Annotated in this window: 12 protein-coding genes; 9 read left to right on the top strand and 3 right to left on the bottom strand. The window is 71.2% G+C overall.

The genetic code is table 11. The features are described from left to right. Nucleotide 1: 1 nt before the first annotated feature. Both VT50_RS28090 and VT50_RS28095 read right to left on the bottom strand, forming a co-directional pair. On the bottom strand, nt 2-1,360 hold the full coding sequence (locus VT50_RS28090) for a sulfatase family protein (protein WP_046086952.1): 1,359 nt from the start codon (nt 1,358-1,360) through the stop codon (nt 2-4). A gap of 64 nt (nt 1,361-1,424) precedes the next feature. Further along, nucleotides 1,425-2,801, bottom strand: coding sequence for an MFS transporter (locus tag VT50_RS28095; RefSeq protein ID WP_046086951.1), 1,377 nt, complete (start codon nt 2,799-2,801; stop codon nt 1,425-1,427). Nucleotides 2,802-3,014: 213 nt separating this feature from the next. Here VT50_RS28095 and VT50_RS28100 point away from each other — a divergent pair, with 213 nt between their 5' ends. The 7 genes from VT50_RS28100 to ung all read left to right on the top strand — a co-directional run bounded on the left by VT50_RS28100 (nt 3,015) and on the right by ung (nt 8,873). Further along, nucleotides 3,015-4,289 carry an ROK family protein gene (locus VT50_RS28100; protein ID WP_046086950.1) on the top strand — a complete coding sequence of 425 codons (1,275 nt, stop codon included), beginning with the start codon at nt 3,015-3,017 and terminating at the stop codon, nt 4,287-4,289. Between the two features lie 579 nt (nt 4,290-4,868). Continuing rightward, nucleotides 4,869-5,093: a hypothetical protein gene (locus VT50_RS28105; protein WP_046086949.1), complete on the top strand. Its 225-nt coding sequence runs from the start codon at nt 4,869-4,871 to the stop codon at nt 5,091-5,093. Between the two features lie 40 nt (nt 5,094-5,133). After that, entirely contained in the window at nt 5,134-5,958 is an 825-nt protein-coding gene (locus VT50_RS28110) for a HipA family kinase (RefSeq protein WP_046086948.1), read from the top strand. Next, entirely contained in the window at nt 5,955-6,350 is a 396-nt protein-coding gene (locus VT50_RS28115) for a DUF3037 domain-containing protein (RefSeq protein WP_046086947.1), read from the top strand. Before VT50_RS28110 ends, VT50_RS28115 begins: the two co-directional genes overlap by 4 nt. A gap of 182 nt (nt 6,351-6,532) precedes the next feature. Then, nucleotides 6,533-7,294, top strand: coding sequence for a 3-oxoacyl-ACP reductase FabG (gene fabG, locus VT50_RS28120; RefSeq protein WP_046086946.1), 762 nt, complete (start codon nt 6,533-6,535; stop codon nt 7,292-7,294). 30 nt (nt 7,295-7,324) lie between these two features. After that, nucleotides 7,325-8,074, top strand: coding sequence for an SDR family oxidoreductase (locus VT50_RS28125; protein ID WP_046086999.1), 750 nt, complete (start codon nt 7,325-7,327; stop codon nt 8,072-8,074). A 118-nt stretch (nt 8,075-8,192) separates the two neighbouring features. Then, complete coding sequence (gene ung / locus VT50_RS28130; protein WP_046086945.1) at nt 8,193-8,873, top strand: uracil-DNA glycosylase; 681 nt, start codon at nt 8,193-8,195, stop codon at nt 8,871-8,873. 6 nt (nt 8,874-8,879) lie between these two features. On the opposite strand, the gene VT50_RS28135 is transcribed toward ung, so the two are convergent. Further along, entirely contained in the window at nt 8,880-9,302 is a 423-nt protein-coding gene (locus VT50_RS28135; RefSeq protein ID WP_046086944.1) for a DUF3224 domain-containing protein, read from the bottom strand. Between the two features lie 94 nt (nt 9,303-9,396). On the opposite strand from VT50_RS28135, the gene VT50_RS28140 reads away from it, so the two are divergent. Together VT50_RS28140 and VT50_RS28145 are read left to right on the top strand one after the other, a co-directional pair. Next, nucleotides 9,397-10,377 carry a helix-turn-helix transcriptional regulator gene (locus VT50_RS28140; protein ID WP_240529338.1) on the top strand — a complete coding sequence of 327 codons (981 nt, stop codon included), beginning with the start codon at nt 9,397-9,399 and terminating at the stop codon, nt 10,375-10,377. Nucleotides 10,378-10,519: 142 nt separating this feature from the next. Then, entirely contained in the window at nt 10,520-10,984 is a 465-nt protein-coding gene (locus VT50_RS28145; protein WP_046086942.1) for a hypothetical protein, read from the top strand. The last annotated feature ends 172 nt before the right edge of the window (nt 10,985-11,156 follow it).

Genomic DNA, 11,156 nt, shown 5'->3' on the forward strand with positions numbered 1-11,156 from the left:
GTCAGCTGATCACGGAGCTGTCCGTGCTCGCGGTGATGATGGGGCGGGGCTCACCCGAGGCGACGATCCGGGCGATGAGGCGCTTGCGCAGTCCCTCGAGGACGGGCTGAAGGGCCGGGACGCCGACGAGGTTGGTCAGTTCGTCCGGGTCGGCCCGGAGGTCATAGAGGTAGGCGTCCTGGTATTCCTCCGCGCGCGCGTCGTCCCAGGCGTCCTGGGAGGGTGCCGTGACGCCGTACTTCCAGCGATGTGTGCGCAGGGCGCGGCCCACCTCGGACTCGCTGACCTGCACCAGCACCTCTTGGGGCCATGCGTCGTCCTGTCCGCGCAGCAACGGGACCAAGGAGCGTCCCTGCATCTGAGCCGGCACAGGTACCCCGGCCGCCTCCAGCAATGTGGGCGGCAGGTCGACGTGGCTGACGAGTTCGGGCAGGCGGACGCCGCTGCCCAGCCCGGGCCCGCGCAGTACGGTCGGCACGCGCAGCGAGGCGTCGTGGACGCTGCGCTTGTACTCATCGTTGCGGGTCTTGAAGTGGCAGCCGTGGTCGGAGGTGAACAGGATGACCGTGTTGTCCAGTTCGCCGCGTGTCTTCAGCGCCTCGACGATACGGGCGAGGACCTCGTCGAGACGGCGCACCATGCCGTAGTAACCCGGCAGATGCTCGGCCCAGTTGCCGCCTCCGAGGGCGGACAGGTCCGAGGGGACCCAGGGGTCTTCGTAACGGTCGCTGTAGCCGGCGGGGGCGGGATAGTCGTCGCGGGAGTTCTGGTGGTGGGGCTCCAGGAAGGACAGGAACAGGTAGAAGGGGTTGTCCCGGTCGCGGTCGATGAAGTCGATCGCGGCGCTGCCCAGGGCGTCGGCGCGGTAACCGTCGAAGTCGTGCGGGGCGCCGTCGTTGTCGTACAGGGTGGTCTCGTAGGCGTCGGAGGTGAACTCCAGGAGGTTGGCGGCCAGCCAGGAGTCGTAGCCGGCCCGGTCCTCTTCGGGGACGGGGCCCGAGGTGTGATCGCCAGCGAGGTGCCACTTGCCGATGTAGCCGGTGTCGTAGCCCGCTTCGCCAAAGGCGCGCGCGAGGGTGGGGGCGTCGCGGGGCAAAGTGAGGCCGTTGCGGAACACGCCCGTCGTGGTGGGGTACTGCCCGGTCTGCAGGCTGGCCCGGGAGGGCGCGCACACCGGCTGACAGGTGAACGAGTGGTCCACGCTGACGCCGTCACCGGCGAGACTGTCGAGGGTGGGGGTGAGCCCCATGGGATTGCCGTGCAGGCCGGTGGTGTCCCAGCGCTGCTGGTCGGTGAAGAAGACCAGCACGTTGGGGCGGCGGGCCTCGGCGGATGCGGAGCCGGTCGGCTGGACGGACATGGAACGCCCTTCGTCGTGACGGTCAAAAGGTGCGGGGCGGAGGGGCGTAGTGAGCCGCGGCGTGTCAGTGCGTGGGGCGGCTGGGCCCCGTGCTGGATTCTTCGCACAGCGCCTCATGGCCGCCGGTCTCGGTGTGCTCACGGGTCTCGGACAGCAGCCAGGCGGAGATGAACGAGATGATCCCGACGGCTGTCAGCAGGAGAGGCAGTGGCCAGCTCGAACCGGCGCCCGCGACCAGTGCCGCCGCGAGTGCCGGAATGAATCCGGCGACCATGGCGGACGCTTGGGTGGCAATGCCGAGTGCGGAGTAGCGCACCCGGGCGCCGAACAGCTCGGTGAAGAAGGATCCCTGGATGCTGGACATGCACACGGCGCCGCCGAGGGCGGCCAGCGCCATGGCGGTCCAGGCGGCCGCGGTCGAGCCGGAGTCGACGAGCCAGAAGTACGGGAACGCGGACAGTGCGACGAACGCGGAGCCGGCGAGGTAGGGCGGCCTGCGCCCGATGCGGTCCGAGAGGGAACCGACGACCGGCATCAGCAGCAGACCGAGCACGTTGTAGAGGACCACACCGGTGAGGGCGACATAGGGCGGATAGTCCAGCGTGTTGGTGGCATAGGCGATCACGAAGGGCTGGTAGATCTGTGAGCTGCACGCCTCACCGAGGCGGGCGCCGAAGGCGAGCACGGTGGTCCGTGGGTAGGTGCGCAGGGTGGTCATCAGGGGTGACTTCTCCCGCGCCCCCTCGGACTGAACCCGCTGGAAGTCGGGGGTCTCCGCGATGGTGCGGCGCACCAGCAGACCCACGCCCATGAGCAGGACGCTGAGCAGGAAGGGGATGCGCCATCCCCAGCTGAGGAACTGCTCCTCGGGCAGGACGGTGAACAGGCTGGTGACGCCGATGGCCAGCAGATAGCCGATCGGCGCGCCGGTCTGCGGGATGCTCCCCCACAGGCCGCGCCGGTCGCGCGGGGCGTGTTCCACCGCGAGCAGTGAGGCTCCCGCCCACTCGCCGCCCAGACCGAGCCCTTGGACCATGCGCAGAACGACGAGGAGGATGGGAGCCCAGACGCCGATGGCCCGGTAGTCGGGCAGCACGCCGATGAGGGCCGTTCCCGAGCCGATGATGAGCATAGTGGCCACCAGCGACTGCTTGCGGCCCACCCGGTCGCCGAGGTGTCCGAAGACCAGAGCGCCCAGCGGTCGCAGTACGAAGCCGACCCCGAAGGTGGCCAATGAGGCAAGGGTGCCGAGCACGGGGTCCACGTCCGGGAAGAACAGCTTGTTGAAGACCAGGGCGGCAGAGAGCCCGTAGAGGTTGAAGTCGTACCACTCCAGGGCGGCACCGGAAAGGCTGGCGGCGATGACCTGCCGCATGGACCGCGCACCCGGCGGGCTGCCGTCGGCGTGCGCGGTGCTCGCCGATGCGGGCTGGGATGCCATGACGTACCGTCCCTCACGTGCTGTCGTGCAGGTATCTTCGCGGCGCGGGTGCGGCGCCGAGGCCCGTGTGCCGACCCAGCGGCGGACACCCCTAGGATTAACTAAGCGGCATTTATTAAATGCGGCACAGTTAGGCTGACACCCGCCAACCCTCAGGTCAAGACTCCTTCGCAAGGACATCGCGACCTGAGCCCGAGAGGAGCACGCCGTACGATGCCCGGCGATATCGCCACGTCCGCGTCCGCCCGTCGGGCGAACGCGGCCCGCGTTCTGCGGGAGCTATGTGAACGCCCCGCGGAAGACGCCGAGATGTCGTCCAACGAGCTCATGAACGCCACCGGAATGTCCCGGCCCACCGTGCTGGCCGCCGCCGAACACCTGGTGCACCTGGGCTGGGCCCACGAGAGCTCCGACCGACTGGCGGGCCGCCCTGCAGGCCGCGGCCGCCCCTCCCGCTACTTCTCCTTCACGGCCGGCGCCGGACACGTTCTCGGCATCGACATCGGCGCCCACAGCGTCCGGGTACACGTCTGCGACCTGCGCGGAACCCTGATCGGGGAACGGCAGCAGCACTTCGGCGACCCGGGCATCGCAGCCGAACAGCGCCTGGACCAGGTGCGGGGCCTCGCCGTCGCCGCGGTGACAGAAGCCGGGCTGCGGCCAGCGGACGTCCTCGCCGTCTGCATCGGCACCAGCGGCACCGTCGACACCCAAGGCGTCGTGCGCCTGCGCACCGGCATCCCCGGCTTCCTCGACATCAACCTGCGTGCCTCCCTCGCACCGGACTTCACCACGCATGTGTACGTCGAGAACGACTGCAACCTCGCCCTGATCGCGGAGCGCTGGAGAGGACGCGCCACCACGGCCCAGGACGTGGCCTGCCTGCTGGCCGGGGAGCGGCTGGGCGTGGGCCTGTGCACGTCCGGCACTCTGGTCCGCGGCCACGACAACGCGGCACGCGATCTGGGCTTCCTGTCCCTGATGGGCGGATACACCGACGCCGACGCCATCGCGGCCAGGGCACGCGACCACGGTGCGCTCCTTGTGGCGGAACTGGCGGCCCACGGTACGGGCCCCGCCGCCGGCGCACCCGGCGCACAGCTTTACGCGCTCGCCGAAGGCGATCCGGATCGAGTGAGCGCGGCCGTCGTCTTCGAGGCGGCCCGCCTCGGCGATCCGGGTGTCACGGCGGTCTTGGCCCAGGCGCTGGAGGCGGCGGCCCGCGCGATCACCACGCTCAGCATGCTTCTCGCACCCGAACTTGTCGTCCTCACCGGAGCGGTCGCAGCGGCGGGTGACGTACTGCTTCCGCCGCTGCGGCGCCGACTGGCCGAACTGGCCCCGCGCACCCCCCGGGTTGAGGCGTCGCCGCTCGGTGAGCACGCGGTGGTCACCGGCGCGGTGCGCCTGGCGCTAGACGCCGCGCATACCCACTATCTCGCTCCCCTCCGGCCCTCCCCAACCGCGCGGAGGGGTGCCACCGCCTGATGTGACCACGGGCTCGGCCGTGGTCAGCTCGATGATGGTGTAGGAGTGCGGGGGCGAGGCGATCGGTACCGAGCGCGGTACCGAGGTCGAGCGAGAGCCGGACGGAATCGGCGTCGGCCGCGAGTGTCAGAGGTCCGCTGTGCCGGCGCTGCATCCACAGGGGCCAGTACACGGTCTCGTGGACCACCCGGTCGTCGGTGACCAGGAGCGCGCCGCCGACGTTGATGGTCTGCGCGAAGTCGGCCAAGGTGACGCTGGAGACGATGTGGGGCGCGGCCGCTGGCGAACAGCACGTGCTGTACCCGCCTCGACACCGACCGGGACCGTCAGGGACGCGGACGGAGCCTGGGTGATCTCCGGAACCATAGGTGAGCCCGGTTGGTGCCTCAATCGGGTGCGCCAGGGCGAGGTGCGGTACGCCTGCGACCTTCCCAAGCTCCGTTTCGGCAACGGAATGGCCCGGGACGGCCGGCGGCTGCTGATCGCGGACTCCGCGCTCGGCGTCGTCTGGCCGTCGATCTCGACACGCGGCGAGCCGCACCATGGATCTGCCACGAATCCTCCAAGCCGCGGGAGCGGATGGCCGGTGTCCCCGGCCTCAACGGGATCACCGTCGCCGGGTACCACGTCTACCTGACCAACAGCGCGCGTGCGCTGCCGCTGCGCGTACCGGCCGCCGCCACCGACACCACGCACCTCGAGATCGTGGCCGAGCGCTTCGGCAGCGGCGGTCACGGCAAGCCCGCCCGGCTGATCCGGCTGAGGGCCGATCCGTCCGCCGTCCCCGGGGCGCCGGATCGCTGAACATGGATTGCAAGGTCAGTAAGTCAGATAGCGTGGGAAAATGTTGACCGAAGTCACCGCGATCCGGTACGTCACGCCCTTGCGTGAGGGCGGATCGCTGCCGGGCATCGTCGAGGCCGACGATCTGGGCACCTACGTCATGAAGTTCACCGGCGCCGGACAGGGCCGCAAGACCCTTGTCGCCGAGGTCATCTGCGGTCAGCTGGGCCGTCGGCTGGGGCTGCGGGTGCCGGATCTGGTGCGGATCCAGCTGGACCCGGTGATCGGCCTGAGCGAACCGGACCAGGAGGTGCAGGAGCTGCTCAAGGCCAGTGGCGGACTCAACCTCGGCATGGACTACCTCCCGGGCTCGCTCGGCTTCGATCCGCTCGCCTTCGAGGTGGGCGCGGAGGAGGCCGGGCGGGTCGTGTGGTTCGACGCGCTCATCGGCAATGTGGACCGCTCCTGGCGCAACCCCAACCTGCTGGTCTGGCACGGTCAGCTGTGGCTCATCGACCACGGTGCCACGATGATCTGGCACCACGGCTGGCGCGGGCTGGAGGAGGCCGCCACCAAGCCGTACGACGCCTCCGACCACGTACTCGCGCCGTTCGCACCGGACGTCGCCGCGGCGAGCCGGGCCCTGGCGCCGCGGATCACCGAGGAACTGCTGACCGAGGTGGTGGCGGACGTCCCCGACGCATGGCTGACCGATGAGCCGGGCTTCGACGGCCCGGACGCGGTGCGCCGCGCCTATGTCGAGGTGCTGCTGGAGCGGGCGGCCACGCTGGGGAGGCACATCACGCTCGGGGAGCGCACCGGTGAGGGGCCGTCCAAGGCCCCCGAGTGGCTGCGGGTGTGGGTCGACGGGAAGGCGGCGCGGTGAGCGGGTTCCACAACGGCCGGGACGTCTTCGAATACGCCGTGCTGAGGGTCGTCCCCCGGGTCGAGCGGGGTGAGCAGATCAACGCGGGCGTGGTCGTCTACTGCCGCGCCACGTCCTTCGTGGCGGCCCGGATCCATCTGGACGAGGACCGGCTGCGCGCCCTGGACCCCTCGGTGGACGTGCCCGGGGTGCGGGCCGCGCTGCGCGCGGTGGAGTGCGTCTGCGGCGGGGGAGATCGGGCCGGTCAGGCGGCCGGGGAGGACCCGGGACGGCGCTTCCGCTGGCTTGTGGCGCCGCGCTCCACGGTCGTCCAGCCGGGGCCGGTGCACACGGGTCTGACGGCGGACGCGGAGGCGGAGGTCGAGCGGTTGCTCGACCTGTTGGTGAGGTGACGCACCGGCTCAGGGCGCGCGGAGTGGGCGAGGACCCGGGCGCGGAGTGAGCGAGTACATAAGGGCGGTCGTTGACAGGCGGTGGCGGGCCTCATAGCGTCTCGTGCGCAGGAGAGACTAAGCGGTTGCTCACCGTTCCGGGGCCGGGGTGGTGAGCCGCCATCGATGCGAGGAGAACCCGCATGTCCACCACCGAGCAGCGCGTTGCCATCGTGACGGGCGCGGCCCGCGGCATCGGCGCGGCGACCGCCGTGCGCCTGGCCGAGGAGGGCCGCCTCGTCGCCGTGCTCGACCTCGACGAGGGGGCCTGTGCGGCCACCGTGGAGAAGATCAACGAGGCGGGCGGCAAGGCCATCGCCGTGGGCTGCGATGTGTCGGACGCCGAGCAGGTCGAGGCCGCCGTCGCGCGGGTCGCCGAGGAACTGGGCGCGCCGACGATCCTGGTCAACAACGCGGGTGTGCTCCGCGACAACCTGCTGTTCAAGATGAGCGAGTCCGACTGGGACACCGTGCTGAACGTGCATCTGCGGGGCGCGTTCCTGATGTCGCGCGCCTGCCAGAAGCACATGGTGGACGCGGGCTTCGGCCGGATCGTCAACCTCTCCAGCAGCTCGGCGCTGGGCAACCGCGGCCAGGTCAACTACTCCGCCGCCAAGGCCGGAATGCAGGGCTTCACCAAGACCCTCGCCATCGAACTCGGCAAGTTCGGCGTCACCGCCAACGCCGTGGCGCCCGGTTTCATCGCCACCGACATGACCGCGGCGACCGCCGAGCGCGTCGGCATGGGCTTCGAGGACTTCCAGAATGCCGCCGCGAGCCAGATCCCGGTGCAGCGCGTCGGGGAGCCCGCGGACATCGCCAACGCGATCGCCTTCTTCACCGGCGAGGCGGCCGGTTTCGTCTCCGGCCAGGTCCTGTACGTGGCCGGCGGACCGCTCAACTGATCAGGAGTCACGTACCACATGACCGCGCAGATACAGGACAGCGGCAAGGCCGCGCTCATCACCGGGGCGAGCCGGGGGATCGGCTACGCCATCGCCGAGGCGCTGGTGGCCCGTGGCGACAAGGTGTGCATCACCGGGCGCAACGAGGACGCGCTCAAGGAGGCCGTGGAACGGCTCGGGGCCGACCGTGCGATCTACGTCGCGGGGAAGGCCCATGACCGGGCGCACCAGGCAGCGGCCGTCGAGCGGACGGTGGAGGCGTTCGGCCGGGTCGACCACCTGGTGAACAACGCCGGGACCAACCCGGTCTACTCGCCGATCGCCGACCTCGACCTCGATGTGATCCGTAAGGTCTTCGAGACCAATGTGGTCTCGGCGCTGGGCTTCGCCCAGCGCACCTGGAAGGCCTGGCAGCAGGAGAACGGCGGCACGATCGTCAACATCGCCTCGCTGGCCGGGATGTCCTCCTCGCCGTTCATCGCGGCGTACGGCGTCAGCAAGGCCGCGATGATCAACCTCACGGTGCAGCTCGCCCGGGAGTTCGCCCCGGGGGTGCGGGTCAACGCCATCTCACCGGCGGTGGTGAAGACCAGGTTCGCCACCGCCCTGTACGAAGGGCGGGAGGAGGAGGCCGCGGCGGCCTATCCGCTGCAGCGGCTCGGCGTGCCGGAGGACATCGGGGGCGCCGCCGCGTTCCTCACCTCCGACCAGTCGGCGTGGATCACCGGCCAGACGCTCGTGGTGGACGGCGGCATCCTCCTGGGCGCCGGGCTCGGCTGACCGGCGCCCGGTGCGGGCCCGCGCCGCTGGAGTGGCCCGGGTGCGGGTGAGGCGTTGTCAGTGGCCGCCGGTAGGTTCTGTGTCCGTAAGACGGAAACACCGACCGGAGGTTGAAGACGTGCCCTATGTGCTGCCCGAGTCCTGGCGCGGGGTCCTCGGCGAGGAGCTGGAGAAGCCCTATTTCAAGGAGCTCACCGAGTTCGTCGAGGAGGAGCGGGCCAAGGGGGCGGTGTACCCGCCGCGCGAGGAGGTGTTCGCCGCCCTGGAGGCCACGCCGTTCGACCAGGTGAAGGTGCTCGTCCTCGGGCAGGACCCGTATCACGGCGAGGGGCAGGGCCACGGTCTGTGCTTCTCGGTGCGGCCGGGCGTCAAGACCCCGCCGTCGCTGCGGAACATCTTCAAGGAGATGAAGGAGGAGCTCGGCCACCCGGTGCCCGACAACGGCTATCTGGTGCCCTGGGCCGAGCAGGGTGTGCTGCTGCTCAACGCGGTGCTGACGGTCCGGGGCGGCGAGGCCAACTCCCACAAGAGCAAGGGGTGGGAGAAGTTCACCGACGCGGTGATCCGCGCGGTGGCCTCGCGCCCCGATCCGGCCGTCTTCGTGCTCTGGGGGAACTACGCCCAGAAGAAGCTGCCGCTCATCGATGTCTCGCGGCACGCGGTGGTGAAGGGGGCGCACCCGTCCCCGCTGTCGGCGAAGAAGTTCTTCGGGTCGCGCCCCTTCACCCAGATCGACGAGGCGGTCAAGGCCCAGGGCCACACCCCGATCGACTGGCGGATCCCGGACCTCGGCGCCTGACCGGGGCTAGAGGGTGTAGTCGAAGCTGTAGGGAATCTTGGATTCCCCCCGCACGGCGGAGTAGGTGCCCGATCCGGTGAGCCCGGTCAGCTCGCCGGTGCCGGATCCGGGCACCACCTCGAAGGTGCAGTGGACGGTGGCGTCCTCACCCCAGCTCGCGTGCTGCACCACGGCGAAGCTGCCCGCGCGCCCGTCGAGGGTGCCGGTCAGCAGCTCGTAGCCGCAGCAGACGCCGGTGTTGTCGGACAGATAGGTGATGGCGTACTGGCAGCTGGTGCGCGGCGCCTCGATGCCGCCCGAGAAGGTATTCGTGACTGCGGCCCGGGCCAGCTTGGCACCGCCTTCGGCGCCATCGGCGCCCTTGGCCTCGTCGAGGACGGCCTCCTGCCAGTCTGCGTACGTGAAGTGGCCGGTGGTGTGCGTGGTCATGATGGTCCTTTCCGGGGCCTGGTTCGACTGCGCATGCCACTCTGGCCGCCGTACCTGACACCTTCTGTCAGGTATGGCGCGCACAATGGACCACATGCGTGCCGACCGCCTTCTCTCACTGCTCCTGCTGCTGCAGAACCGGGGCCGGATGACCGCGCCCGAGCTCGCCGCCGAGCTGGAGGTCTCCGTGCGCACCGTCTACCGCGATGTGGAGGCGCTGAGCGCGTCCGGGGTGCCGGTGTACGCCGACCGGGGCCCGGCCGGGGGCTTCCGGCTGCTCGACGGCTACCGCACCCGGCTGACCGGGCTCACCGGCGACGAGGCCGACTCGCTCTTCCTCGCAGGGATGCCGGGCCCGGCCGCCGAGCTGGGCCTGGGCGCCGACCTCACCACGGCCCAGCTCAAGCTGCGGGCCGCGCTCCCGGCCGGGCTGGGGGAGCGGTCCCGGCGCATCCAGGAGCGCTTCCACCTCGACGCGCCGGGCTGGTTCCGGGACGCCGAGCCGGTGCCCCATCTGGCGGCGGCGGCCGAGGCCGTATGGGAGCGGCGCGTCCTGCGGGTGCACTACCGCCGCTGGCGCGGCGAGGTGCGGCGCGAGCTGTGCCCGCTGGGCCTCGTCCTCAAGGGCGGCATCTGGTACCTGGTGGCGCGGGTCGAGGACTCCGTGCGCAGCTACCGGGTGGCGCGGATCCTCGACGCCGAGGTGCTGGAGGAGGTCTTCGAGCGGCCCGCCGGATTCGACCTCGCCGCCTCCTGGGCGGAGTCGTCCCGCGGACTGGAGTCCATGCGCTTCCAGGGCGAGGCCGCGCTGCTGCTCTCCGAGCGCGGGGCGAAGCTGCTCCCGATGCAGTTCGGGGCGGTCGGCGCGCAGGCGGTGGCCGCGGCGGGCCCGCCCGATGACCGGGGGCGGCGGCGCGTCGTCCTGCCCGTGGAGTCGCTGCAGGTCGCGGTCCACGACATGCTGCGGCTGGGCACCGACGCCGAGGTGCTGGGCCCGCCCGAGCTGCGGTCGGCCGTCGCCCGCGCCGTCGCCGAACTGGCCCGACGCTACGGCGCACCGGACGACACGCCTTGAGGCCCCGCCGGGACCCGTCCCGCCCCTCCGCGTAGCCCCCGCCCCGCCGCGCCACGACACGCCGAGCGGCGCGGGCGCGAGCGGCTAGCGTCGTCCGAAAGTCAGAAGTCAGAAGTCAGAAGACGGGAGGCGGGAGGCGGCGATGGCGGAAGCGCGGCAGCAGGCGCCGGAGGGAGATGCCGTACTGACCCGGATCGGGCAGGCGGTCATGCTGCACCGGGGCGGCGACCGGGAGGAGGCGCGCAACCGCCTCGCCGCGCTGTGGCGGGAGATCGAGCGGGACGGCGCCCCCTTCCACCGCTGCGCCCTCGCCCACTATCTGGCCGACACCCAGGACGATCCGCTCGACGAGCTGATCTGGGACCTGCGGGCGCTCGCCGCCGCCGACGCGCTCACCGGGGCCCTGGCGCCGCGGGCGTTCCTGCCCTCCCTCCACCTCAACGTGGCCGCGGGCCATCTGAGGCTGGGCCAGGAGGAGGCGGCCCGGGCCCAGCTCGCGCTGGCGCGCGAGGCCGCCGGGGCGCTCGGCGAGGATCCGTACGGCGACGGGGTGCGGGCGGCCATCCTGCGGCTGACGCTGGTCCTGGAGGGCGCCGTCGAGGACTGAGGGGCCGGTGCCCTGAAGACCCCCGCCGGGCGGCAGGGGCGGGGCCCCGGAACCGGGCGCGGCTTCCGCGGTCCGGCTGGGCGCCCGGGTACGGCAGCAGGCTGCGCGGCCTGGGCCGGGCGCCCGGGTGCGGCAGAGCGGCTAGTGAGCTGGTCTTGAGTTGGGTCGTCGC

The sequence above is a fragment of the Streptomyces antioxidans genome (assembly GCF_000968685.2).
GTDB classification, from domain to species: Bacteria; Actinomycetota; Actinomycetes; order Streptomycetales; family Streptomycetaceae; genus Streptomyces; species Streptomyces antioxidans.

Excerpts from the sequence above, each read along its gene's own strand:
- VT50_RS28090 (WP_046086952.1), bottom strand. The coding sequence starts at position 1,360 with ATGTCCGTCCAGCCGACCGGCTCCGCATCCGCCGAGGCCCGCCGCCCC.
- VT50_RS28095 (WP_046086951.1), bottom strand. The coding sequence starts at position 2,801 with ATGGCATCCCAGCCCGCATCGGCGAGCACCGCGCACGCCGACGGCAGC.
- VT50_RS28100 (WP_046086950.1), top strand. The coding sequence starts at position 3,015 with ATGCCCGGCGATATCGCCACGTCCGCGTCCGCCCGTCGGGCGAACGCG.
- VT50_RS28105 (WP_046086949.1), top strand. The coding sequence starts at position 4,869 with ATGGCCGGTGTCCCCGGCCTCAACGGGATCACCGTCGCCGGGTACCAC.
- VT50_RS28110 (WP_046086948.1), top strand. The coding sequence starts at position 5,134 with ATGTTGACCGAAGTCACCGCGATCCGGTACGTCACGCCCTTGCGTGAG.
- fabG (WP_046086946.1), top strand. The coding sequence starts at position 6,533 with ATGTCCACCACCGAGCAGCGCGTTGCCATCGTGACGGGCGCGGCCCGC.
- VT50_RS28135 (WP_046086944.1), bottom strand. The coding sequence starts at position 9,302 with ATGACCACGCACACCACCGGCCACTTCACGTACGCAGACTGGCAGGAG.
- VT50_RS28140 (WP_240529338.1), top strand. The coding sequence starts at position 9,397 with ATGCGTGCCGACCGCCTTCTCTCACTGCTCCTGCTGCTGCAGAACCGG.
- VT50_RS28145 (WP_046086942.1), top strand. The coding sequence starts at position 10,520 with ATGGCGGAAGCGCGGCAGCAGGCGCCGGAGGGAGATGCCGTACTGACC.